Genomic DNA, 24,787 nt, shown 5'->3' on the forward strand with positions numbered 1-24,787 from the left:
AGTTTTAAAAATGACACCGGCTATAATAGCGAAGTGTATTTTTGAACAGGTTTTTCCATGCAGGAGAAATCGCCCATATCTTTTCGTTTCTCTCCCATTTTTGCTTCCTTCGCATATGATACATTAGTCAGCAAAAGAGGAGGGGAGCTGAATGAGTAAAGAAGGCTACAACTATGGTGGAGGTTTCGCCTTATTGGTTGTACTATTTATTTTATTGATTATTATTGGTACTGCTTATACAGGATATGGGTATTAGATAAAAATGCAGAGGCACTCTCTGCATTTTTTAATGTATTAGCTACGTCTATATGATTTCCACCAAAAAGAAACAAACCCTTCATGTTACTGGGATGAAAAGAATTATCCACAGAGATCATTGGAATATTCTAATATTTCGGGGAAATATGCTTGTAGTAGTTAGGGAGAATTAACGGATGCAATTGACATATAGGAAGAAAACACAAGGTGAGATTAGTTCCCATATACTTGATGGACTATATGTTTTTCTAATTCGTTTTAGAATTGCACTGTTTATGATACACTTTTATATGGGTGAGAAACAAGGAACACAAGGAGTGGAGTATTTTCCACATATTTTTTCCCAACTTTTAATAACTAGTTAAAACATATAATTCTAAAGTACGATTTTATTCCGAATGTAAGGTACCGTAAGTTTCCATTTTAGGATTGTAGAAGATACAAAGATGTCTGAGAGGGGACAATTGCCCTAAATTCCTCAAAGGGGGTCTTTAGGTTCAACTCTTATGGTACTAATATTCGTTAGGGTAAGCAGGAACACTCTATGGAATGCAGTTCACTATATTGTTGTAATCGTACTTTCGATAGTTGTATTCATGCAAAATTGTTTTACTATCCAAAGACAGACAGGAAAGAGAGGCGTTTTTATGATAACCAGAAAAAGTAAACGGGAAATAGAAAAAATGCAGGCAGCTGCTGATGTTTTAGTAAAGTGTCACAAAGAAATTGCAAGAATGATTAAGCCTGGTATTACGACGATGGAGATCGATTCATTTACAGAAAAATTTTTAGAAAAGCACGGCGCAATCCCAGAGCAAAAAGGCTATAATGGCTATCCTTATGCAATTTGTGCTTCTATTAATGATGAAATCTGTCACGGATTTCCACGTCATGAAAAGCTAAAAGATGGTGATATTGTAACGATTGATATGGTCGTAAATTTAGATGGAGGGCTTGCAGACTCTGCGTGGACGTATGCAGTTGGGAATGTAGATGAAAAAGGGCTACGTTTAATGGAAGTAACAAAAACGTCCTTGTATAAAGGAATAGAGCAAGCACGTGCAGGAAATCGAATTGGTGATATTGGCCATGCCATTCAGCAATATGCTGAAGGAGAAGGGTTTTCAGTTGTGCGCGATTTTACTGGTCATGGTATCGGACCAACGCTTCATGAAGACCCGCACATCCCTCATTTTGGTTTGCCTAATAAAGGGTTGCGATTAAAAGAAGGCATGGTAATTACGATTGAACCAATGATTAATGAAGGTAGCTGGCATAGTCAAATGGACAGTAATAATTGGACTGCAAGAACCATTGATCAAGGGCGCTCCGCACAATATGAGCATACCATAGTAATCACAAAAGATAAGCCAATTATACTTACGGATCAAGATAAGGAAAAGGAATAGCAGATCTTTGTGAGCTTATTTTTTCCATAAAAAGGAGAGCTGGTCATGTAAATGAAGCCCTCCTTTTTATTCCGTATATAAGGAGCTGTAAGACTCATGGGAGATGACAGCACCTAAATGCCCTATTTCGTAAGCAATCTTGACGTCATACCATTATGATACTAAACAAGTCGTGGGGATGAATGAAAACCCCCACGGCTTGAAGATTCACTTTATCTATGCTTATTAGATCCTGTTAATTTGTCTTTTTACCTGCAGACTCATACGATTTTCCGCTGAAGATCATGGTAATAATTGGACTTAATAAGCAGAAAAAGGCGAATGGTAAGTAAGTAAGAACAGGAACACCAAGTACATCGGCAATGAATACTCCACAAACACTCCATGGCACCAGGGGATTAATAACCGTCCCGGCATCTTCTAATGTGCGCGATAACACTTTTTTCGGTAGTTTGGCTTTTGTATAGATGCTTTTAAATGTTTCTCCTGTTAACATGATCGAAAGATATTGTTCTCCAATTAAAATATTTACTCCAATCGCAGTTGCGGCTGTTGACACAACGATAGAACGAATTCGTGTTAATTTTTCCTGCAACGAAGAAAGCAATGCTGGAATAATCCCGGTTACAAACAGTAACCCACCAAAACCTAAAGCTAATATAACAAGGGAGATAGTAAATAACATGCTGTTAATTCCACCCTTTGTAAGCAGCTCGTTAACTGGTTCAAAATCTGTCGTAGCTGTATAACCGTTAAACCAAATGCTCCAAATGTCACCCCACGCAAGACCACTTGTAAAAGCGGCAAAACCTGTTGCCACAAGGCTGCTCAATGAAATGGAAATAAAAGCTGGAACCCGAAAATACGTACAAACAATTAATAACAGAAGCGGTACCCAAGAAGTCCAATGGATTAAATTGGTTGCGTCTAATGCCACTTGGTACGCTTTTCCGCTCCCAATTGCTGATGAAGAAGCTTCTGGTGATAGCCAGGCAAATAAAACAAATGAAATAAGAAACGCAGGGATGGTTGTTAAGCTTATATGTTTAATGTGATCAAACAGATCTACACCAACTACGGTAGAAGCAAGATTGGTTGTATCGGAAAGAGGCGACATTTTATCCCCAAAAAACGCTCCAGAAACGATTGCTCCTGCTGTAATCGCCATCGAGGCTTCAAGTGCATCCCCCATTCCAATAAAGGCAACACCAATTGTAGCTGTTGTTGTTAATGAACTTCCCATGGAAACACCAATTATTGCTGTAATAGAGAACACAACCGCATAAAACCAAGTAGTACCAATAAAAGAAAATCCAAGATCAATCAGTGCGGGGATGGTACCACTAATCATCCAACTGCTGATTAAAATTCCAATGAGAAAAAATAGAAATACGGCTCCCATACCTGTTCTAGCACCTTCAACTAATCCAGATTGTAAATCAGTAAAAGGAATCTTTTGAAACAGCCCATATGCCATTAATAGAAAAATAGCTAAAATAATGGGGATATGTGGGTTTGTTCCCAATTGTATGATAAAGTAGCTAATTAAACTGATAGTGATAATAAAAAAGGTAATTGCTCCTAGCAAAGTAGGTTGATGTTTCGGTTGGATTGGAAACATGTTCATCGTCCTTTCTGTCATTCGTTGAAGAGTTTTTTTCTGCTGAATGCAGGATAAGCTTATTCATAACCTGCTATTGATTAATTTAAATTCATAGTTGCTAAAAGCGTATAAACTTAGGAAGCACCACGGAGAACTTGGAGTTCCTTGCAACATACCTCTTCCATACAAAAAAGCTTCATCCCTATGAAGGGACGAAGCTTTACTCCGCGTTACCACCCAACTTGCTGGCAAAACCAGCCGCTCATTCATTTCAACCTATTACAAGCGAATGTGTAATTCAATCATTTCTCTGCCAGAGTTTCCACCTACCACTCTGTCTCTTACGCTGCTTGAGAAAATGTCTACTATGCATTCAAGGTTGTTTTATAACGATATATTAGTCATACATGCTATGGTAATTTCTTGCCTCGGTCATTCTCGTGAAGGCTTATTGCTTGGCTTTTTAATGAAACGTGCACGTTTTCTTTTTTAAACCAGTTTTCAACAAGATGACTATTTTTAAAGATTATTATTGAATATAACTGTGAATGGCTATTTTGTCAATACAAAATGTACTGGGAATAAATCTTTTTTATTTTTAAAATATAAGGTATAATAACTAGAATTACCATTTGGGGAGGAAATGTATTGGAACCAAACAACGCGGATGTACAAGCAACTTCTCCAGTAGCTATGATGCAAAAAGGGTTTGCAAAAGGCTTCCCAATCATGGTCGGGTATATTCCGATAGCGATTACTTACGGTGTATTAGCGAAACAAGCAGGAATGTCGCTAACAGAATTAACGTTAATGAGTATGCTTGTATTTGCTGGGGCAAGCCAATTTATGGGAGCAAATATGATTGCTGTAGGCGCTGGTGCTATTGAAATTATCGTTGCTACTTTTGTACTTAATTTCCGACATTTTGTAATGAGCTTATCTTTTATGAATCGCTTACGAGGTTCAGCGTTAAAATGGAAACTACCGATGTCCATGGGACTAACGGATGAAACGTTCGCCGTGACTGCAATTCATCCGAAAGAAGCGAACATGAAGAATGGGATGTTTTTTTATGCTGGCATTATGGTAACTGCTTATTTTTCATGGGTAGCTGGCTCTTTTCTTGGAGGGGTAGTAGGAGAAATTATTCCAGAAAGATTAAGCCAAAGCATGGGAATCGCCCTCTATGCTATGTTTATTGGTCTTTTAGTTCCCTCTGTTAAGAAAAATAAAAAGATTGCTCTCATTGCTGTGTTAGCAATGCTCATTAATGCTTTATGTGTGCAGCTTGGAATGAGTACGGGGTGGGCAATTGTGTTAGGAACCATTATAGGCGGTTCGGCTGGAATATTTCTTCTGAAGGAGGAACAAGCATGATTTGGATCATTATTATTGGTATGGCGATAGTGACAATGATACCAAGAATAATACCTGCTTTTATAGTAGAGAAACTGCAGTTCCGTGATTGGGTCAATCGGTGGTTGAGTGCCATTCCATATGCTGCATTAGGGGCGCTGATTTTTCCGGGGATTATGTCCGTAAAAGCAGATCAACCGCATCTCGGCATGTTTGGTGGCATTGTTGCTATCGTGTTGGCATACTTGGGTGTTCATATTATTTTAGTCGTTATCGCAGCCATTGCAACAGTATATTTGCTGACGTAGTCAAAATCATGCTGGAAATAACTGATTGATTAACTTTAAAGACGAAAGATATATTCATTTAACTTCAAGAATATATGTATGAAGACACTGGTGAGACCTCACAAGTGCGTGAGGAGGTTCACCAGGCGCAAGTGGAATTGAAGTATATTTAGCAAATTTAGCTATATGCACATCCGAAATTTTAGAGAGTTCGGATTTTAATTTGATAAAAAGGCTGTTATCTAGCCTCGCGTTGCTCTCATGAAAACAACAGTAAGGTCTGCCCGTCTATCGCTTTAAAAGTGATCCTGTTACATAGAATGCCTAAAGCCTCGCCTTCTTTGAATACTTATTTTTAGCTAGTGATGCGGATAAAGTCAGTTAATTATCTAAGGTTTGGTAAGGTTCAATATGGATTTGCGCATGTGTAATATGGTACTTCTTATATAGTTGTTTTTCAATTCTTTCTGTAATAGCATGGCTTTCTTCAACGTTAAGGCGAGGGTCAACCAAAATTGTAATGTCGATAAATGCCTGATTTCCGTGAACTCTACCCTTTATGTCATACAATTTTTTCACACCTGGAACCTTTTCTACACTGGATCGTATTTTCTCTATTTGTTTTTCATCAAAGCCATCTGTTAACGTATGTGTAGCATCTTTAAAAATCTCCCAGGCAGTTTTACAAATAATGAATCCGACGACTAATCCTGCAATTGGATCAAGCCAAAATAAGCCAAACTGAGCACCAACGATACCAATAAACGCTCCAATACTTACTAATGCGTCTGAACGGTTATCCTGAGCGGCCGCATGTAAAGCTGAACTGGCAACGGCTTTAGATAGACGTAAATTATAAACGTAGACGAGCAGCATAATGAAAGCAGCAGCTAGTGCTGTCCACGCTGTTAGCATATCTGGCTGGACAAAATTTTGATTCCACACGGATTTGAACGTATCAATAATTACTTGAATCCCGACTAGCATCATGATAAAAGCAGCGAATAAAGAAGCGATTGTTTCTGCTCGAAAGTGGCCATAGTGATGATCTTCATCTGGTGGTTTGCGCGATATTTTTAATCCAATTAAAACAGCAACTGAAGCTATAACATCCGTTGCATTGTTTAATCCGTCCGCACGTAAAGCGTCGGAATTTCCGATTGTCGCAACTATTATTTTACTGACGGCTAATATGATATATGCGAAGATGCTAATCCAGGCACCTTTCTCTCCTTTTTTTAAGTTATCCGAATGGTTCATATGTCGGACCTCCTGTTTAATCACTCAGCTGAGCAGCTTTATATGGGTTTTAGTTTCAGCATGAAGCATGCGATCGATACATACGTTAACAGAAATAAACGGCGACTATCCTTGAAATTCGCTGGCTCCCATACAATATACCACATATTATCAAGCTCTTAAGCTGTACCTTAAGATTCTACCAAAGTCATCTATGGTGGGTCTAGAGAAACATTGAGGGATGAAACTATATGTATTGAGTGAATAGAAGGAAGTTTCATAAGGGAAAAAGAGGAAATTTTAATTTTTCATCATTTACCTATTGAAATTTTTCTAAAAATTTAGGATAATAATGAAAAGGAACAAGGAGGAAGTGTTCCATGAAAAAGCAGAAGATTGTATTTCAATTTTATCGTTACAATGGAAAAAGGATAAAAGCGAAGCGGGAAATTACGTTTGAATTACGATTGTCTAGTCGTCTGCTTTTGGATGAAATATGCTTTAATTATAATAAAGCGCTTCTTGAGGAACAGATTAATCGTTCCATTGATGAAGGAAATAAGGATGATTTTTTAAAATGGAGCGAAGCGTATAAAACCTTCATTTGGGAATAGCGAGTCATTTATTGCTGCCTTGCCAGTTTGGTAGGGCGGCTTTTTTGGTCAGCAATCATGGTTCCGTTTACATATTATGCAAATTACTAAAAGTTATTTTTTGTTAAATTTTCGTAAAAAATATACGTTGTCTAAATTATTTTGTTATTCTAAATGAAAAGGAGGCTAAAACAAAATGAAGAAAAAAACCACGCTTAGCTGGGTGCTTTATGATTTTGGTAATTCTGCGTTTGCCACTACTGTTATGGCAGCGATTTTGCCTGTTTTTTATTATGATGTAGCCGCTGTCGGTGCAAACCAAGAGCTTGCAGCAAGTTTTTGGGGGTATTCACAATCCTTTGCGGTACTAATTGTTGCAATCCTTGCACCAATTTTAGGAGCGATCAGCGATTATTCAGCTGCTAAAAAGAAATTTTTGCGGTTTTTTGCTTACATGGGAATGATCGCTAGTATTTTACTTGCTTTCGTTGGAGAAGGGGATTACATATTTGCTTCTTTGCTATTAATCGTTGGGACGGTTGGATTTTCAGGTGGTAACGTATTCTATGATGCATTTTTACCAGAGATTGCAAAAGAAAAGGAAATAGATAAAGTCTCTGCTGCGGGATTTGCCTGGGGGTATATTGGCGGAGGGATATTATTAGCGATAAATATTTTAATGATTTTAAAGCATGATTGGTTTGGTATTCCTAACGCAACAGCAGCCAGTCAGATTGCTTTTGTAACCGTGGGCGTTTGGTGGTTTATCTTTTCACTTCCGCTTTTCCGTAATATTCAAGAAGAGAAAAAACATACAGAGAAACGAGATAGATCTTATGTCGCTATTGGTTTTTCCCGTGTTTCTTCTACATTTAAAGATTTAAAGCATTATAAGCAATTATTAATTTTTTTATTAGCTTTTTGGTTGTACAATGATGGTATTTCAACGATTATCAAAATGGCAACGATCTATGGTCGAGATATTGGTATTGATGGAAATAGCTTAATAATCGCCTTATTGATTACGCAGTTTGTTGGTATACCTTGTACTTTTTTCTTTGGTTGGCTAGCAAAGAAAATAACAGCCAAAAAAGCTTTAGTACTTTCTTTATATGTATATACTGGGATTGTTCTCCTCGGTTATTTCATGTCATCTGCCTTGCATTTTTATTTGTTAGCTATTTGTGTAGGGATAGTTCAAGGAGGAGCGCAGTCTTTGAGTCGCTCTATTTATGGACGAATGGTTCCAGAACATAAACACGCTGAATTTTTCGGGTTTTACGGCATCTCTTCTAAATTTGCCGCCATCTTCGGTCCATTTTTATTTGGATTAGTGGGGCAACTTACTGGTTCTAGTCGGAATGGAATCATTTCTTTATTAGTATTTTTTATCGGTGGTATTATTTTATTGAAATTTGTTAATGTTGAAAAAGGTATGGCAGATGCCAAAAAACAAACTCCTGCTTCCGTAGAAGTTGGAGTTATCTTAAAATAGCTATGGTCAGAGGAAAACCTCTGATCATGGCTATACAATTGATCAGCATACTGATTACGTAAATTCAATGCAAGGCTTTTCCCGGTATCATAGGAAATATTACCAATTTGATCTGCTAACTTATGATATAATGCTTCATCTTGTTGCTTCCAATAGGCATTAACGGTGGACAAAATTTGGAATCCCTCTGTTTTTGCCTGTTGATAAAGTTCAAGAAAGCTATTGTTGCTTGGTTCTTTCGTAGCAGGATGATACCATGTGGTTTTTTGTTCGTTTAAATAATCTTTATTGTCTTGCACTGGTCGGTGAGAATAGGAGGAAATGAGTGAATGAAAAATGCGATTTTTCCAACCAATTGGATCTGACAATAACATTAAAGCTAATTTCATATCCCGGTAAGATTTTTGAATATGCGTTTGGGTTGCGTCTAGCTCTGGATAGTGTTTAACAATGGTTTGATAAAGCAATTGAACTATTTTTTTGTCCAGTTTTCTTCCAACATCTATTTCTTTATAAACAGGAGTTTTCCACGTTTTTAAGTTGTTAAATTTATGCAACATTAATGTATCGATGATAATCTCTAGTTTTTGATGCTTACTTCCTTCATAACCTGCCCGGAAATGAATATAAGGATGTGTGTTCCGATCCAAAATATGATGAGTAATGAAGCCAAATACATAAGCTTTTACTTGATTCTCCATCGTTTTAGCAGTACGAATTAAATCCAGTAAAAACGGACCACATTTTTGTTCATGTAATACAGTGCCAATTTCTTGCGCGTGCCCTTCCTTCATCCATGGCCAAAAACGGTGATAAAAGAATGGGTCTGGACCTTGGGCACCTAGCTTCATCATCGATTCATGACTTGAAAATTGGTGAGTTTGTGTTATAGCATCCGACATTTCTTCACAAAATATAATATGAGTCCATATATTAGGCATATTGAAATCCCCCCTTTTTTGTTCATTACTTTTAACTTACAATGCCTCGCTCTTATCCCCCATTATTTATCCCGCATATAAAGTGCCGTATGCCCTCCCGCAATCCATACTACAACAAGTCTAAGTGAGAGATAACAGCACCTAAATGTCCGATTCGTTCATCTAACAATCAGTGGGGATGAAAGAAAATCCCTACTAATTGAAGATTCACTTTATCCCACATGCAACAAGCAGTAAGCATTATAAATATAAGCCTTGCTTTCAATTTCTAACTATTTCAGTAGGAAACTTGATTGCATCTTTACATATTATAAAAGAATTTCTTACAAGAAGGGAATAAAAAACACGTACAATTTTGTGTCTATCCAGAACAAAAGCGAAAAGCATCCCGGTTAGTGTGCGTTAAATGCAACGATCTATAGTAAGAAGTCGAGACCACAGACAAGCGCTAGACGCCATAGCTAAATCTCATATAAAAATGGCATAACCAATATAAGCTCAAGAGACGGCAAACCATGTTTATTTTTTACAACTTATAGAAGTTTCTTTTTATCTCGTATATAAGGTGCTGTACGACTTCTACTTGAGGAGCTGGTTAATTTGTACTGCAACAAGTCTAAGCTGGAAATAACAGTACCTAAATGTCCTATCTCGTATAAGACCTTTAGGTCATCCCTTGGGCTACTAACAATCAATAGGGGATGAATGAAAACTCCCACTGATTGAAGATTCACTTTATGTGGATGAGCTTTCTGATTATTTTTGCTGTAATTTCTGATACAATAGATATCGAGTAATCGACATAGGGAGGATAAGTACAATGGATTATCGTGTAGAAAAAGATACGCTTGGGGAAATTCATGTACCAAAAGAGAAATATTGGGGAGCGCAAACACAAAGAAGTAAACAAAATTTTCCGATTGGTAAAGAGACAATGCCGTTAGAAATTATTAAAGCGTTTGCGATTTTGAAAAAAAGTGCTGCTCATGCTAATAAGGAACTAGGTTTAATGGAGGCGCAAAAAGCAGCAGCGATTGAGGTTGCAGCGAATCAAATTGTTAATGGTGAATTGACAGAACACTTTCCGTTAGTCGTTTGGCAGACAGGAAGTGGTACACAATCGAATATGAACGTAAATGAAGTTATTGCACATGTAGGAAATAAATGGTTAAAAGAACAGGGAAGTGATTTGACTTTACATCCGAATGATGATGTGAATAAGTCCCAGAGTTCGAACGATACGTATCCAACAGCGATGCATATTGCATTTGTTCTTAAGCTGGAGGATAAAGTATTACCAGCTTTACGTACATTAAAAGATACATTAAAGATAAAAATGGACAAGTTCCAGGATATAGTAAAAATTGGTCGTACCCATTTACAAGATGCGACTCCACTCACTTTAGGGCAAGAAATTAGTGGCTGGCATCGCATGCTTGAAAAATCAGAAATGATGATTGAGCAAAGCACAGGCTATTTAAAAGAATTGGCAATTGGTGGAACTGCAGTAGGAACAGGGCTAAATGCCCATCCGGAATTCTCGGAACGTGTATGTAAAGAGATCAATCAAGCAACAGGTAAAAACTTTATCTCTGCACCAAATAAATTTCACGCTTTAACGAGTCATGATGAATCTGTTTATGCTCACGGTGCTTTGAAAGCGTTAGCTGGAGATTTAATGAAAATAGCAAATGATGTGCGCTGGCTTGCGAGTGGTCCAAGATGTGGTATCGGTGAAATAACGATACCAGCAAATGAGCCAGGAAGTTCTATTATGCCTGGAAAAGTAAATCCAACACAAAGTGAAGCAGTCACGATGGTTGCGACCCAAGTAATGGGAAATGATGCAGCTATTGGTTTTGCTGCAAGTCAGGGGAATTTTGAATTGAACGTATTCAAACCCGTAATCGCTTATAACTTCTTACAATCTTGTGAGCTCCTTGCTGACAGCATGCTATCTTTTGATGAGCGTTGCGCCCAAGGAATTGAACCAAATTTAGAAAATATTGACAAGAACCTAAAAGATTCTTTAATGCTTGTAACTGCATTAAATCCACATATCGGTTATGAGAATGCAGCTAAAATAGCTAAGACTGCTTTTGAAGATAATGCTACGTTGAAAGATACAGCAGTGAAATTAGGTTTGCTTACAGAAGAACAGTTTGATCAGTATGTTAACCCGAAAGAAATGACATATCCGAAATAAAGGAAATACAAAAAAACAAGCCGCATTGCAGGAACAAAGTGCAATTGCGGTTTGTTTTTTTATCCTGTATATAAGTTGCTGTAAGACTCCTACTTCAGGAGTAGGATAATCTGTACTGCTCTAAGTGGAAGATGAATGAATACACCACTGATTGAATATCACTTTATCATGTGTTATGAGCGCAACTTTGTTATTTATCAACAACTGGAAGCAAGATCTGCTCTTCCATAATAAAAAGAGGACCATAGGAAAAAGTTCTGTTGAAGTGCCTTTAAGTCATCATTCTCTTGTATTTTTAGCGAACAGTCGTGGTGCAGAAAAATTCCTGATCAAACTTTTATTTTATAAAAAAACACTATTATTTACCACTTTAAACTGCTTATAAGTTTTGAAATTCTGCTTACACTATGGTTACAGGAGGTGATAAACATGGCTAGAAACAATTCAAATCAGCTAGTCGTTCCTGGCGTACAGCAAGCTCTTGATCAAATGAAATATGAAATTGCTCAAGAATTTGGTGTTAACTTAGGTCCAGAGACTACTTCTCGTGCAAATGGATCAGTTGGTGGAGAAATTACGAAGCGACTTGTACAAACAGCACAACAGCAATTAGGACCAAAAGCTTAATAATACTATGGTAAAAAGGGAAAAGCCTCTAGTAAGGAGCTTTTCCCTATTTTAAATAAAAGGCGTATTTTTTAAATCATAAAGCTACTTTATTAACGAATACGCAATTCTGTTTCTATATCAAAAAAGTGTGCTTTATTCATATCAAAAGCTAAATCAATCGTAGAGCCAATATGAATATCGGTTCGTGAGTCGATACGAGCAATGAAATCCTGCTCCCCTATTTTGGAATAAAGGAATGTTTCTGCTCCCATTAAATCAGCTACGTCTATCGTAGCGGTAATTTTTGTATTTGGAGAAGCTTCAATAAATACCGGTTCATCATGAATGTCTTCTGGGCGAATGCCTAACGTAACCTCTTTATTAATATAGCCTTGTTCACGCAGCGTTTTTAGTTTCCCTTCAGGTATCTCGATCTTTGCATCCCCAATTTGTAAATGAGTTTCTAATAATTTTCCTGTGAAAAAGTTCATAGAAGGTGAACCGATAAAGCCACCGACAAATACATTATCTGGGTTGTCATAGACTTCTTTTGGAGCACCGATTTGCTGAATAATTCCATCTTTCATAACAACAAGACGCGTTGCCATAGTCATTGCTTCTGTTTGGTCGTGTGTTACATAAATGGTTGTTGTTTGCAAACGACGATGCAATTTTTGAATTTCAGCACGCATTTGTACACGTAGTTTTGCATCAAGGTTAGACAAAGGCTCGTCCATTAAAAATACCTTCGCGTCTCGAACGATAGCTCTTCCTAACGCTACCCTCTGACGTTGTCCACCTGATAAGGCTTTAGGTTTACGATCTAAATAAGCTTCAAGTCCCAATATTTTGGCGGCGTTCTTCACACGTTTATCAATTTCATCTTTTTTAAATTTTCTTAGCTTTAGACCAAATGCCATATTGTCGTATACGTTCATATGGGGGTATAGTGCGTAATTTTGGAATACCATAGCAATATCACGGTCTTTGGGAGCTACATCATTCATTTTTTTATCATCAATGTACAGTTCACCATTAGAGATTTCTTCTAATCCGGCGATCATACGAAGTGTCGTTGATTTACCACATCCAGATGGACCTACAAAGACGATGAATTCTTTATCTTTAATATGAAGATTAAAATCATCTACTGCAATATTTTTTTTATCATACGTTTTTTGAATATGTTCTAAGCGTAACTCAGCCATTTATTATTCCTCCAATTTGTAAGCGTTTGATTACTTAATTCAAGTATAATGAAAAGCGCCAAAATGGAAAATAGCAAACATGCACAAAGATGTGGTTAGTCTTTGTGCATGTTTGCCAGAAGTGCAAAGTAAACGGTAACTGCCTGGTGAAATTGACGAATATCAATCCCTGTATTTTCAATGAATTTATCTAAACGGTATTGCAAGCTATTTCGGTGCATATATAATTTTTTTGCTGTTACAGAAATATTTAAGTTACATTGTAGAAAAGTATGTATCGTTTGTAAAAACTCATTATCATTGGAAAATTCTTGTAACACTACTTGGGATAGGTGGTTTTGAAACGATTCATCCACTTGCTCCAACAAAATATAAGGTAAGGCTTCATAGTAGTTTAAAACGGCTTTATCGGAGTAGGTAAACGTTGTTTTGGCATATGTTAGGATACATTTATATTGATCACTAGCACATTGATAGCTGTTTAAATAAGGACCTACTAAAAAATGAATGTTAACAGACAAATCATTCATGATGACGTCAATAATTTGGTCATACGGAATACTCTCTTCCAGTATAGGTGGTTTTTCTTCAATAATAATCCCCTCATGCCTATTTTCCCATAGAATCGGGATCTGATAAGAAAATAACGCTTGAATCGATTCTTTAAATAATAAAGGATCAATTTGTTCCTTATTCATAGCAAAATAGACAAACCGGTATGGCGTTTGTGGTACAGCATGGATATTCTCAGTCGTTTGCTTCAGCAATTGTTGCCATCGTATTTCTTTTTCAGTTGGAATAGGAAAATCAGCTTGATACGGTGTGAGAAATGTTTCAAGCAGTTGCAAATCCTTATCCGTTAAATTTTGTAATGGTATCCCTATTTTTTCCCTGTTTTCTAATAAAAACCATTTATATTCCAATGAAGAAGGGGAGGAGTTCTCTGGTTCGATAATAAGTTCAGGAAAAATTTTTTTCAGTTGCTGGATCATGTTGAAAACCCCTTTTTATGAAGCAGTTTTCTTTATTATAGCAGGAAAAGCAAGTTTGAAAAATAGAATATCGTATCGTCTGTCTAATATAGAAACGGTATACATGATAGGTTTCGTTTGTTATAGTAAATGAGAAAGTGATTCGAAGGAGGAACGATTGTGCCGAATATTTATGATAGTGCGTATGATTTAGAAAAGGCAATTCGCGAAAGCGATGAATTTAAGAGTTTAAAACAAGTTTATGATGCGGTGATGAACGACCCATCTGCGAAACAGATGTTTGATAGCTTTCGAGAAACACAAATGACGTTACAAGAAAAGCAAATGCAAGGTCAGGAAATAACCGAAGAAGAAGTGGAAAAGGCGAGACAAGTCGTTGAGGTAGTTCAGCAGCATGAAGCAATTTCTAATTTAATGGAAGAAGAACAACGCCTTAACTTGGTGATTAATGATATCAGTCGAATTATTACGAAACCTTTAGAGGAACTTTATGGAACAGAAGGAAATGAATAGCATTGGATAAAAAAGCTGCGGTTAATTTCTGCAGCTTTTTTTCATCAAAGAAGGATTTTAACTGGAATGTGCCGAATAAAAGTATAGTAAAGAGCTACTTATGGATAACATAGGAGGAAAATAAAGGGGGAGAGGAAATGGGGTCACTGGTTATTAGTGAAAGCAAAGATGGAATTTCGTATATACATTTGAATCGTCCAGAACGCTACAATGCATTGAACTTGGAAATGCTGGAAGAATTAAATCGTACACTTGAAGAAGTAGAAAAGAATGAAGATAAGGTCGTCATTCTTTCAGGCGAAGGAAATGCATTCTGTTCCGGTGGGGATATTTCCATGATGGATCGACTAACAGTTTATGATGAATTTGCAGCAGTGATGGATACAATCGGAAAGATTACCTTAAAATTATATTTGATGCCCAAGATTGTTATTAGCGCTATTCAAGGATCAGCGGTAGGTCTTGGGTTAAGTTATGCGTTAACAGCTGATTTTGTTGTAGCACAGCAGGAAGCAAAGTTTGGTATGTTGTTTATTGGTATTGGCTTGGTACCGGATGGAGGCGGGCACTTTCTGATAAAAGAACGAATCGGCACCCAACAAGCGAAACAGTTTATTTGGAGTTTACAACAAATCGATGCTATCCGTGCTAAGAAAATGGGGCTAATTGATGAACTTACTTCAGACCGTGTCATCCCATATACGATTCAATTAGCCAATAAGCTAAACCAAGCACCAATCTTATCCATGTTGGAAACCAAAATGTTGTATCATACACGACAAAAAGAAAGTCTCATGGATTATTTGGAAGCGGAAAAAGAGGCACAATGGAAGTTACGAAATACGCTAGATCATAAAGAGGGAGTACATGCCTTTTTAGAAAAACGAAAGCCAGCATTTCAAGGGAAATAACGGAATAAAGGGCCGACTTTTCTAGATGAAAAGTCGGTTTTTAGCCTGTTAGAAGTATCATACTGATTTACCTTATGGAAAATGCAGGATAAATGGCCTCTTATCGATGGAACAGAATAAGTTTAGCATCGGGTGTTACACAGCGATGGGTATAATCCAAATAGCCTGCTTGGTCTAATTTGGAAGTCCCCATTTCTTTTGCTTCGTCATCGTTTGCAGCCGTAAACGTTTCATCCAGCAATTTTTCTCCGGACGAATCAAATACCGTTAAAGTATAATCTCTCACTGAAATTCCTCCCTCTGTGGTTGGTATGAAATATTGTGTGTTAAAAGAAGACCAACGTAGCTAAGTTCACAGGCACTCCCTAAGTTTGTATATCGAATATTTGGAACTGCCTCTTACTTATATGTTTATTCGACAAGCAACTACAAACTCCTTCTATTTGAGTATAAAACGTGGACAGCAATTATTGTTTCGCTTATTGGTTAATGGAAAAGCAACTCAAGTACTCGTAGTAAATCCAGCACATGTTAAAAAGTCAAAAGAGTTGGATGACAATTCCCCAACCAAAAATGATGTAAAAGATGCCAGAGTCATTTCACGCTTAATTCAAGACGGGCGCTATCTAAACCTCATCTACCAGATGGGGTCTATGCAGAGCTCCGCAAAAGCATGCATGATATGTATGACCAATTAAGAAAAGACCTGCAGGCAGTACTAGGACGCGTCCATCAATGGATAGACAGGTGTTTTCCAGAATACATGACTGTTTTTGCGAACTGGGAAGGACAATCTTCTTTACAAGTTTTAAAAATGGGTTTATTTTCCGATGAAATCTGGAATGGCATAGCCATACAGATAAAGGGAGAAGCAGTTAATGAAAAAATTATATGTTACTAATCAGATGCCAAAGGGGGTTACTATTTTATTAGTAGATTTGGAAGAAAGCTATTTTGAAGAAGTAGAAGTGCAGGTAATTATTAAAAATTGATTTTCTACAAGACTAGATATGATGAAACAAACGCTCATTGAATTGAAGGAATACGGGCATAAGGTTATGACTGTAAAAACGTAAATGACATTTATGAAGGATTTGAAGATATTCCTGATGAATACTTACCTCAATGGGAGTCAGAAGGTAAATCTAAGTACAGATAACTACATTGGAGTTGCACACATGCTTAATCCAGTGATTACAAAACGGATAGAGAAAGAATCGAATGTGATAGTTTGTGGCCTCTGGAAAGAGCTTTGCGTGTATATTGTTGCGCGAAAGCTCCAAGAAAAATTTGATGGGAATGTTCTTTTATTTAAGGCTTAGATATTACATTGGAGAATTGAATGATGTGGCTTGATGACGACAACATCACTTTAGAAAGTATTTGTGTAAGAGAGGGTATAGAATTAGAAGTAATTGTGAAGTAAACCTCTTCTTATGGAAGAGTTTTTTTATTGGTCGAAGGATAAAATAAGTTTATAGTTATGTGTGATCACTAACGTAACAAATAGCGTGATTATGAAAAACCAAATTAATCAATTTTATTGGGAAATGTCAAACGTTGATATTTGAGTTATAATGGTACACAGAAAACATTAACTCTGATTGAATTTTCATTAATTTGTTGATAGTTTAGGGATACCCCTGAACCATTAAATAAAATTATGTCTAAAACAATAAAGGATTCTTTACCACATTTAATTAAAATATAGAAAGAGGGAATATTGGATGACTACTGATAAAGAAACGAAAATTGCAAAATCATTGTTCAATTATCAAAGAACTCGAATCTTACAAGTAATCAAAGATAAAGAGAAGACCGTAAAAGAAATAGCTACATTATTAAATGAAAAGCCTTCAAGACTTTATTATCATGTAAACCAGTTAGAAGAACTGGGGCTTATAAAAGTTGTCGATGAAAAGAAAGTGAATAATTTAACTCAAAAATATTATTTAGCTGAGGCGGCTGCAAGCATGTTAGGTGAGTATACCTTTTCACATGAAAACGCCAATCAAAACTCGGAATACATACTGTTTCAATTAAAAGCCTTTTCTGATGTGGCAATTTCTCGAATCGAATCTGATCTTTTAGATAAAACTGATGAAACAGTTTCTTCTGAAGCGAGCATAGTTAGTGTTCAATTAACGAGAGAGGAATGGAGCGAGGTAAATGAAAAAATTAGGGATATTGTATCAAGAAAGAAAAAACATTCTGAAAAAGATGAAATATACAATGTAAACTATATAATTATGAGTTATCTTGATCAGTAAAGTTACAACATCCCTCGTTCTATTCTAATGGCAGGACAAGTTACGTCAACTTTGCTTTGCCATTAGAGTGCCATCCTCTCCAAAGTCGGCGGGACTCGGTAAGTTTCTCAACTTTGGAATAATTATCCAGTATAGAGATACAAATAATATTCCTAAACTTCCAGACATAAACACAACAAAACTTCCTGTAAAAGTAGCAATAGAACCACCAATTAGTGAACCTAAAGGAGAAGCAATCATTGTTGCACCAGCAACGAAAGAAAAAACTCTTCCTAAAACCTCACTTGGTAAAATATTTTGCAACGAGGAGAGGAAAAGCACATTCGTCAAACCTATTGAAATGTAGCTTATTCCAAATAAAAGAATGGATAATATAGTTATATTTGTTACCCCGGAAAAAATCCAACTCAACCCTGAAATAAAAAATCCAATGATTGTTACTCTTCCTAATGGAATCTTATTAAAAACATTGGCTAAAAAGGAACCGGCTAAAAGACCACCCGACATAGCCCCTAAATACCAACCGTATATATGACTACCACCTCGATTTGCAGCATAATCAGGTAAAATTGCGGAGACCCCACCAATAACGAAATTCGCTATTATTGCTGCTAAAAGAAATTTTGGTATAAAAGATCTCCTTATGAACGAGTAGCCCTCTTTTAAATCTAATTTGTAGGAACTCCATTCTTCTTTCAAAGAAAATTTACTTTCGGCTTCCACATTAACATTTTTTGTTCCAGGGAATTTGAGATAGTAAAATAAAGTCATAGCTATAAGAAATGCTATAGCATCCAACATGTAAACAGCCACAGCACCCATTATTGCGATTATAACACCTGAAACTCCCATTAAAATTAAATCTAATAATTGATAGGTGGAGGTCATAAAGGAATTTGCCTTTGTTAAAGAGTCTTTATCAACAATCTTTGGTAAAATTGAAAAATGAGTAGGGTAAACAAATTGCTGTATTATAGATGCTAAAGGACAAATTGTTAATACAATCCACGCATATAGAACATCAAAATAATAAGCGAGTGGAATGACTGCTAATAAAACAGCCTGAAGCATTTGAGAATAAATTAAGATTGATCTGTGTTCTATTCGGTCAATTATAGGACCAATAAAAAATTGTAGGGCAATAGGTGCTGCAGTCAGAAATCCCGCCAAGCCCGTGAAAAAATTATTCTTTGTCAGTTCATAAACCAACCACATTGAGGCTACCGCATATAAACTATCCCCTATATTGGTGACAATCCTTCCCGATATCAATAAAATAAAATTTCGAGTTTTCATAACTTAGCACCAGCTCCATTTAAATATTTTTAACGTTAAAATTATTTAATAACAAATTGGAATTAAAGTCAATAAATGATTTTAAAAAATTATTTGCTAATTTGCTAATTTGCTAATTATATTGACATTTAATTTATTTTAATGTATAAATTATTTGAGTGGTAAAAAATTGTTAATGAATATGAGGTGAATAAGTATGAGTCAACAACCAAGAATTATCAATGTTTTCTGCTAATTTTAACCTGAAGTGTGATAGGACAAGTTTAATAGGTATTTTACATGAATTTATGATTGTAAATGGATGGCCGTGTTTTTACATGGTCATCCCACAAGGGAGGCTTTTAATTGTTCCATAGGGATACAACGCAAATAAACAAAGTTAAAAACCTAACATTGAAACCCTCAAGATTTAATGTCATACAAAGAGGTACGGAAAATATTAAATTATATAATAGTTTTACTGGTAGGATAGTTAAGTTTACACGAGAGGACACCAATGATTTATTACATACTTTGAGATCTAAAGAAATTAGTTACAGTGAAACAAATCGTTTGGTTGATTTTTTGGTGGACAAAAAGTTCTTGATTAATAGTGATATAGATGAATTCAGAAAAGCCACAGCACAAAAGGTTAGCAGTTTATCGGAAGATAGAACGCTAAACTTAATCATAATGCCGAATGAAGATTGCAACTTTCGTTGCGTGTATTGCTATGAGGACTTTGAAAAAAGTGAAATGAACGAGAAAACCATAACAGGGATAATTAACTATGTGAAAAATAACATTCATAAATACGAAGCATTAGTTGTCTCATGGTTTGGTGGAGAGCCTTTAATTTCATTCAATGTCATTCAAAAATTGTCGAAAGAATTAATTGAAATTTGCGATAGTAAAGGTGTCGAATATATGGCTGGTATTACTACGAATGGGTATAACTTAACTACAGAAGTATTTACCGAGTTACTAAGATATAAAGTACTAGGTTATCAAATCACACTCGATGGTACGAAGGAAACTCATGATCAATTTAGAGTGGGTAAAAATGGAGAAGAAACTTTTGACACGATTGTTCTGAACTTGATGAACATTAGAGATATGTTCGAAGAAAATAATTTTCAAATCATGATTCGTTCAAATATTAGCGAAGAGACCTTTCCTGTCATGTACGAGTATATAGATTACATAAGTAAGGAATTTGCCGCAGATGAAAGGTTTCAAATGCACTTTGTTTCGGTTAAAAATCTAAAAGGGGAACAAAGCGGAGATATCCACCTTTGTGATACGAAAGAATTATTTCCTTTTTATACCCAGGCTCAAGACAAAGGATTTGACTTTAGTTTCTACAAACAGACCCTTCAACCGGGAGGGAGCGAGTGCTATGCTGCTCTTCCAGGCTCATTTGTAATTGGTTCTGATGGAATGGTTTATAAGTGTACAGTTGCATTTAATAATTCATTAAATCATGTCGGGAATATTTACGAAGACGGAGAGATGGAGATTTACGAGGATCGTCTATTTTTATGGTTATCAGGAGGGGCAAACGAGGATTCAGCATGTACAAGCTGTTATTTTAGACCATCATGCCAGGGCAATGCTTGTCCATTAGAAAGAATTGAGGCAAATAAAACTCCTTGTCCTCCTGTCAAAAGAAATATCAAAAGATATTTAGACATTATGGAGGAGGATTTGGTTTATGAAGGATAAAAAAATTGTATTCGGTATCACTGGAAGCATAGCAGCTATAAATGTAACTAATTATATTTATGAACTTCTAAGTTTATATCGTGTAGAGGTTGTGCTAACTAAATCTGCATCTAATTTTCTCAATCCAAATGGACTCAGACCACTGGCAGATGCGGTTTATACAGATGCGTTTGATTTAAGTTCAAACAAAGTACCTCACGTTAATTTAGTTAAGGATGCTGACCATTTAGTAATCCTTCCAGCTTCCGCAAATTTCTTAGCAAAGATGGCGAATGGAGTAGCTGATGATTTGCTTTCCTTATGTGTGTTGAATTATAGTAAACCCATTTTTATAGGGCCAAGTATGAATCAGACAATGTGGGAAAATAAAAGTACCCAACGAAATGTAAATAGCCTAAAAGAGGATGGCCATGTGTTTATAAACACATATGCTTCGGGATTTGAGGCATCATCAGGTGACACAGTATTGTCAGAGGCCGCTTTACCATCTCCAAACCAATTAATGTATTATCTGAGAGAGCAAGAAAACTCTGATTTAGTTAATAGTTAGAATGATGTTTTATAAATGGGAACCAATCATGATATATGACCTAAAAAGTAGGGTGTGTCAATAATTTTGTGTAAATCCCCTTTTATAAATGTTAGCTATGAATAAATAATCAGAAAATCTCTATAGCCACCGCGTTAGTTGCTTTTCCTTGACCTTGTGCCTCTTTTTTGTGATTCGCTGTGTTGGGCAATAGGGGACCCTGCCAGCGAGAGCATAGAAGAGTACGGTCGTGGTACCATAAAAAGCGGGTGGACCCCTTATGTGGATATATTTTCTGACCCGTCGGCAAGATATACACCACGACCGTAAGTAAGGTCAAGGATGGCGGGTTCTAAGTACCATTCTTCAGAGTTTCAAACATGGCAACTAATTCAGGTTTTGCCTGATCAAAACCTCGATGGCAGCGCATGCTGAATTTATGATTATACTCTAGGAATCGTGTGACGAGAAAACGTTCTAAAGCCTCCTCGTTTGGAAACTGCTCTTTTCGTTTGACGTATCTCTTTATTTCTTTGTTACATGCTTCAATTAAATTTGTCGAATAGATACTCCGTCGAATAGAAGCAGGGAACTCATAAAACGTTAATAATTGTTCATTTTTTACTACTGCGTCAATGACACGTAGATATGTCTTTTCCCATTTGCTTTGAAACTGTTCTAACGCTTGTAGGGCTTCTTTTTTGTCTGTGGCATGATAAACAAGCTTTAAAGTCACTAAGTATCTCTGAACGGTCTTTGACAAGAACCTTCTTAGCAATATTGCGGGCAACATGGACACAGCACACTTGATGCTTTGCTTTGGGATAGACACGGTGAATTGCATCTGTCATACCAGTTAGACCGTCTGAGATGAAGAGTAGAACGTCTTTAACACCACGCTGATATAGTTCCTGCAGTGTTGCGACGGATAGGGATTTGAGTAGCATCTAAGTAAATGCACGCGTAACGTTTTTCTAATTTACGTTCATGAAATGCTTGTACATCCTCTGCTATCAATTTTGTTAAGTTAGACAAGGTCTGTTTGGTGTAATGCCCTTTTATTTCAGGTTCAAGATTTCCTTCTTTATTAAATTAGATTTCTACGGTGTATGGGTGTCCCATTGACTGAATAATGGCTTCCATGATGAGTTTCAATGCGCCCTGTTCGGCCTTCGCCTTTTGATAGATTCGCTGCCTTAGTTCCTGCAAAGTGATGGGTGTTTTTGTCATGGCACCCTTGCCTTCTTTGGTCATACGAATTGTTTACAGGTTCGGATACTTCCCTCCTCACGCGTTTTGCTGCACGTGGATCTTCAGTACTACCATCCGTTCCGCCACCCTGACACCTGCCAATACCTTTTCCTATTTACAGTTATAGGGATGGTTGTGTCAAGTACTTGTGGGAGATTTTTAAAGTCCCTTATTTTACATGGTTTTAGCTTCAAATTTTTGGCAGCGATTTCAGTTTTCCCTTTCTTCATCCTTTAAACCTTTTTTACTTTTTTTAAATTCCTCGCAACCCTTTTAAAGCAGCCGTAACTGGTTTTCCAAGAGCCCCTTTTAAATAATCCAAGTTGTTCCGGGTTGCTTCTGCTGCGCTATCCTTCAACTTCTCTACAAAGTGTTTAGGTGGTTTCTCTTTCTTGCTTTTTTCTGTTATTTCCATTGTCTGTTTAAGCATACCCTGTAGTGTCTTAATCTCAAGATTATCTTTTAGGGCAACCATAATGTCGATAAATTTATCAAGTCCTTTTTCACACCAGCTGCGCCCATTTTTAAGGCGTCTGGCGAACACGCTCATCGTTCCTTCTGCACTTCCCATGGGGCGCGAAAGCCTGTGGTTTCTATACCTTTGTCTCTCAGCTTCTCACGGTAATCTCCAAGTGCTTCCGGATATTGAGAAAGCTGGGCTATTAACTCTTCCAACCGTTCTTCCCTCTTTTCATTTTCAAGCGTACCAACTGCACTATTCAACTCACCACCATAAAGCCTTCCCAGTCATAGTTTGCCAGTTTTTTTCGAATGGCTCGATACCTTGGATGTTTCCTAAATAACCGTTGTACATCACGGGCAACATGAAAGCGGTCAATGACAAAGGTGGCATTGCTTCGGAAATAGTCGCGGCAGGATGTGATCCACTTTGCCCCGTCCCCGTTAATAACGAGATGATGTTTGGTCGGATCATACTCGTATGTAGCCATTAAATATTGCTCAAACTCTTCCCAGAACGGCAGCTTTCCTTCATGAATAAAATGTCTTTTTTCTATCAGTTTTGCCCGCTTGCCATTCATCTCCCAGCCTTTTTTATTTTTCTCTTGACTTTTCGTATAAAGCCCGTCCACTTCCACGAACACGACATCCTGCTCAAGCGGGACACCGTATTCAACAACTGCTGGCGTATGCCTTCATGACTGATCACAGGGTAGCCTAAAAGCTTTTCCATTGCTCGACTGGCCTGACGGTAAGAAACACCTGTAACAGCCAATTCAATCGCAAAATCCTGCACCACCGGACTTCATCCCCTTGGTGCCGTCAAAAGCTAAATATTGATCCAATAAAAATACATAGTTTCCCGTTTCTCTATCTTGATAATAATTCCTTTTCAACTCGACCTGCCCGAAGACAGATTCAAATTTTAACGTTCTCTTATCCTTTAAATAAAACCTTTTCTTTTCCCTCGTTGTTGCAATGGTTTCATCTAATTCCTGAAGCGTTTGTGACATCACCTGGGAAAAACTTTCCTGTAATGCACGGTAAGTAATTTGTTCTAACTCTTTCATTGTGATTGTAGATATGGTATCTTTCAATGGAGGACCTCTTTCTATAGTTGATGTTGTCGTAGACTTAACTATACAAAAGAAGGTCCTTTTTTTCATCTAAAACGACAGTAGAACTACCGCGCTTCGCTTGCTGGCCCCGTCATAGGTGTTGAAGTCGGAAGACTTCAACACCTATGACGGGGTGTATGTTCTCCCATAAACATTTTACTCTAACTTATACGATATGGAACCTACCCAAAAATATGAAGCAATTATTGCTGCCATAAATTTAGATAAAATTTACCATGCAGTAACTAAGAAGTCACGACTTGGCGCACCGGAAGAACTGAACTATGCAGCCATGATTATTTCCTTTGCGGTAAGATATGTGGAACGGATCCCGACAATAAAGGATCTTATTAAACGTCTCAATGAGGATATTGCCTTTAAATGGAGAAGTAGACAAATGTTTAAAACTCTTGCATTCCTCGTATATCTATGGTTGTAGCTCTATTGAAGCTTGCTTTTATGAAGCTAAAATGTTATCTCTTGTATAATTACAAACTTCTATTTGAGCACGAAGAAGAATAACCTGAAACTTTTGCCATT

At 36.8% G+C, this 24,787-nt stretch carries 25 protein-coding genes and 4 pseudogenes; 15 read left to right on the forward strand and 14 right to left on the reverse strand.

Annotated elements, in window-relative coordinates:
* The first annotated feature begins 151 nt into the window (after positions 1 to 151).
* Both KBP50_RS04610 and map read left to right on the forward strand, forming a co-directional pair.
* Positions 152 to 256: a YjcZ family sporulation protein gene (locus KBP50_RS04610; protein WP_072741027.1), complete on the forward strand. Its 105-nt coding sequence runs from the start codon at positions 152 to 154 to the stop codon at positions 254 to 256.
* A gap of 649 nt (positions 257 to 905) precedes the next feature.
* Positions 906 to 1,667: a type I methionyl aminopeptidase gene (gene map, locus KBP50_RS04615; RefSeq protein WP_050350213.1), complete on the forward strand. Its 762-nt coding sequence runs from the start codon at positions 906 to 908 to the stop codon at positions 1,665 to 1,667.
* Positions 1,668 to 1,902: 235 nt separating this feature from the next.
* Here map and nhaC read toward each other — a convergent pair whose 3' ends face one another.
* Entirely contained in the window at positions 1,903 to 3,288 is a 1,386-nt protein-coding gene (gene nhaC, locus KBP50_RS04620; protein WP_050350214.1) for a Na+/H+ antiporter NhaC, read from the reverse strand.
* Positions 3,289 to 3,963: 675 nt separating this feature from the next.
* Here nhaC and KBP50_RS04625 point away from each other — a divergent pair.
* Positions 3,964 to 4,647 (forward strand): AzlC family ABC transporter permease, encoded by a 684-nt coding sequence (locus KBP50_RS04625; protein ID WP_050350443.1) that lies wholly within the window; start codon positions 3,964 to 3,966, stop codon positions 4,645 to 4,647.
* Positions 4,644 to 4,934, forward strand: coding sequence for an AzlD domain-containing protein (locus KBP50_RS04630; RefSeq protein WP_050350215.1), 291 nt, complete (start codon positions 4,644 to 4,646; stop codon positions 4,932 to 4,934). The genes KBP50_RS04625 and KBP50_RS04630 overlap by 4 nt, the downstream gene beginning before the upstream one ends.
* Positions 4,935 to 5,294: 360 nt before the next feature.
* Here KBP50_RS04630 and KBP50_RS04635 read toward each other — a convergent pair whose 3' ends face one another.
* The gene (locus KBP50_RS04635) at positions 5,295 to 6,173 is read right to left on the reverse strand and encodes a cation diffusion facilitator family transporter (protein ID WP_050350216.1); all 879 of its coding nucleotides are present in this window, start codon (positions 6,171 to 6,173) and stop codon (positions 5,295 to 5,297) included.
* Between the two features lie 359 nt (positions 6,174 to 6,532).
* On the opposite strand from KBP50_RS04635, the gene KBP50_RS04640 reads away from it, so the two are divergent.
* Positions 6,533 to 6,766, forward strand: a complete 234-nt coding sequence (locus tag KBP50_RS04640; RefSeq protein WP_050350217.1) for an IDEAL domain-containing protein — start codon at positions 6,533 to 6,535, stop codon at positions 6,764 to 6,766.
* Between the two features lie 175 nt (positions 6,767 to 6,941).
* The gene (locus KBP50_RS04645) at positions 6,942 to 8,240 is read left to right on the forward strand and encodes an MFS transporter (RefSeq protein ID WP_050350218.1); all 1,299 of its coding nucleotides are present in this window, start codon (positions 6,942 to 6,944) and stop codon (positions 8,238 to 8,240) included.
* 530 nt (positions 8,241 to 8,770) lie between these two features.
* Here KBP50_RS04645 and KBP50_RS22010 read toward each other — a convergent pair.
* Positions 8,771 to 9,181: pseudogene (locus KBP50_RS22010) on the reverse strand (zinc dependent phospholipase C family protein); the annotation flags it as partial.
* A gap of 820 nt (positions 9,182 to 10,001) precedes the next feature.
* Between KBP50_RS22010 and fumC the strand changes: the two are divergent.
* Both fumC and KBP50_RS04660 read left to right on the forward strand, forming a co-directional pair.
* Positions 10,002 to 11,387: a class II fumarate hydratase gene (fumC, locus tag KBP50_RS04655; protein WP_050350219.1), complete on the forward strand. Its 1,386-nt coding sequence runs from the start codon at positions 10,002 to 10,004 to the stop codon at positions 11,385 to 11,387.
* A gap of 429 nt (positions 11,388 to 11,816) precedes the next feature.
* Positions 11,817 to 12,014: an alpha/beta-type small acid-soluble spore protein gene (locus tag KBP50_RS04660; protein WP_050350220.1), complete on the forward strand. Its 198-nt coding sequence runs from the start codon at positions 11,817 to 11,819 to the stop codon at positions 12,012 to 12,014.
* Positions 12,015 to 12,106: 92 nt separating this feature from the next.
* On the opposite strand, the gene KBP50_RS04665 is transcribed toward KBP50_RS04660, so the two are convergent.
* Positions 12,107 to 13,204 (reverse strand): ABC transporter ATP-binding protein, encoded by a 1,098-nt coding sequence (locus KBP50_RS04665; protein WP_050350221.1) that lies wholly within the window; start codon positions 13,202 to 13,204, stop codon positions 12,107 to 12,109.
* Between the two features lie 95 nt (positions 13,205 to 13,299).
* On the reverse strand, positions 13,300 to 14,196 hold the full coding sequence (locus KBP50_RS04670; protein ID WP_050350222.1) for a PucR family transcriptional regulator: 897 nt from the start codon (positions 14,194 to 14,196) through the stop codon (positions 13,300 to 13,302).
* Positions 14,197 to 14,355: 159 nt separating this feature from the next.
* Between KBP50_RS04670 and KBP50_RS04675 the strand changes: the two genes are divergently transcribed.
* On the forward strand, positions 14,356 to 14,709 hold the full coding sequence (locus tag KBP50_RS04675) for a YlbF/YmcA family competence regulator (RefSeq protein WP_050350223.1): 354 nt from the start codon (positions 14,356 to 14,358) through the stop codon (positions 14,707 to 14,709).
* A 137-nt stretch (positions 14,710 to 14,846) separates the two neighbouring features.
* Positions 14,847 to 15,620, forward strand: coding sequence for an enoyl-CoA hydratase-related protein (locus KBP50_RS04680; protein ID WP_050350224.1), 774 nt, complete (start codon positions 14,847 to 14,849; stop codon positions 15,618 to 15,620).
* A gap of 100 nt (positions 15,621 to 15,720) precedes the next feature.
* Here the strand turns inward: KBP50_RS04680 and KBP50_RS04685 are convergent, their stop codons facing one another.
* Complete coding sequence (locus KBP50_RS04685) at positions 15,721 to 15,906, reverse strand: YhzD family protein (protein WP_050350225.1); 186 nt, start codon at positions 15,904 to 15,906, stop codon at positions 15,721 to 15,723.
* A gap of 223 nt (positions 15,907 to 16,129) precedes the next feature.
* Here KBP50_RS04685 and KBP50_RS22735 point away from each other — a divergent pair.
* A pseudogene (locus tag KBP50_RS22735) lies at positions 16,130 to 16,458 on the forward strand (IS110 family transposase); the annotation flags it as partial.
* An 889-nt stretch (positions 16,459 to 17,347) separates the two neighbouring features.
* Complete coding sequence (locus tag KBP50_RS04695) at positions 17,348 to 17,890, forward strand: winged helix-turn-helix domain-containing protein (protein ID WP_050350228.1); 543 nt, start codon at positions 17,348 to 17,350, stop codon at positions 17,888 to 17,890.
* Between the two features lie 45 nt (positions 17,891 to 17,935).
* Here KBP50_RS04695 and KBP50_RS04700 read toward each other — a convergent pair whose 3' ends face one another.
* A complete protein-coding gene (locus KBP50_RS04700; RefSeq protein WP_050350229.1) occupies positions 17,936 to 19,186 on the reverse strand; it encodes an MFS transporter in 1,251 nt (416 codons plus the stop codon).
* 345 nt (positions 19,187 to 19,531) lie between these two features.
* Here KBP50_RS04700 and KBP50_RS04705 point away from each other — a divergent pair, with 345 nt between their 5' ends.
* Both KBP50_RS04705 and KBP50_RS04710 read left to right on the forward strand, forming a co-directional pair.
* Complete coding sequence (locus tag KBP50_RS04705) at positions 19,532 to 20,890, forward strand: radical SAM/SPASM domain-containing protein (RefSeq protein WP_050350230.1); 1,359 nt, start codon at positions 19,532 to 19,534, stop codon at positions 20,888 to 20,890.
* On the forward strand, positions 20,880 to 21,440 hold the full coding sequence (locus KBP50_RS04710) for a flavoprotein (RefSeq protein ID WP_050350231.1): 561 nt from the start codon (positions 20,880 to 20,882) through the stop codon (positions 21,438 to 21,440). The genes KBP50_RS04705 and KBP50_RS04710 overlap by 11 nt, the downstream gene beginning before the upstream one ends.
* 331 nt (positions 21,441 to 21,771) lie before the next feature.
* On the opposite strand, the pseudogene KBP50_RS04715 reads toward KBP50_RS04710, so the two are convergent.
* From KBP50_RS04715 to KBP50_RS22445, 7 genes and pseudogenes are all read right to left on the reverse strand, one after another.
* Positions 21,772 to 22,472, reverse strand: a pseudogene (locus KBP50_RS04715) (IS256 family transposase); the annotation flags it as partial.
* A 39-nt stretch (positions 22,473 to 22,511) separates the two neighbouring features.
* A complete protein-coding gene (locus tag KBP50_RS04725; protein WP_157858440.1) occupies positions 22,512 to 22,673 on the reverse strand; it encodes a hypothetical protein in 162 nt (53 codons plus the stop codon).
* 250 nt (positions 22,674 to 22,923) lie between these two features.
* Positions 22,924 to 23,241 carry a UPF0236 family transposase-like protein gene (locus KBP50_RS22425; protein WP_254217750.1) on the reverse strand — a complete coding sequence of 106 codons (318 nt, stop codon included), beginning with the start codon at positions 23,239 to 23,241 and terminating at the stop codon, positions 22,924 to 22,926.
* Positions 23,217 to 23,393 carry a UPF0236 family transposase-like protein gene (locus KBP50_RS22430; RefSeq protein ID WP_254217567.1) on the reverse strand — a complete coding sequence of 59 codons (177 nt, stop codon included), beginning with the start codon at positions 23,391 to 23,393 and terminating at the stop codon, positions 23,217 to 23,219. The genes KBP50_RS22425 and KBP50_RS22430 overlap by 25 nt, the downstream gene beginning before the upstream one ends.
* Positions 23,390 to 23,767, reverse strand: a complete 378-nt coding sequence (locus KBP50_RS22435) for a UPF0236 family transposase-like protein (RefSeq protein WP_280528731.1) — start codon at positions 23,765 to 23,767, stop codon at positions 23,390 to 23,392. The genes KBP50_RS22430 and KBP50_RS22435 overlap by 4 nt, the downstream gene beginning before the upstream one ends.
* On the reverse strand, positions 23,707 to 23,928 hold the full coding sequence (locus KBP50_RS22440) for a UPF0236 family transposase-like protein (RefSeq protein ID WP_342355599.1): 222 nt from the start codon (positions 23,926 to 23,928) through the stop codon (positions 23,707 to 23,709). The genes KBP50_RS22435 and KBP50_RS22440 overlap by 61 nt, the downstream gene beginning before the upstream one ends.
* The gene (locus KBP50_RS22445) at positions 23,906 to 24,226 is read right to left on the reverse strand and encodes a UPF0236 family transposase-like protein (RefSeq protein ID WP_254844169.1); all 321 of its coding nucleotides are present in this window, start codon (positions 24,224 to 24,226) and stop codon (positions 23,906 to 23,908) included. Before KBP50_RS22445 ends, KBP50_RS22440 begins: the two co-directional genes overlap by 23 nt.
* Positions 24,227 to 24,422: 196 nt before the next feature.
* On the opposite strand from KBP50_RS22445, the pseudogene KBP50_RS04735 reads away from it, so the two are divergent.
* Positions 24,423 to 24,629, forward strand: a pseudogene (locus tag KBP50_RS04735) (IS5/IS1182 family transposase); the annotation flags it as partial.
* Positions 24,630 to 24,787 lie beyond the last annotated feature (158 nt).

The organism is Virgibacillus pantothenticus, assembly GCF_018075365.1.
In the GTDB taxonomy this organism is placed as follows: Bacteria; Bacillota; Bacilli; order Bacillales; family Amphibacillaceae; genus Virgibacillus; species Virgibacillus pantothenticus.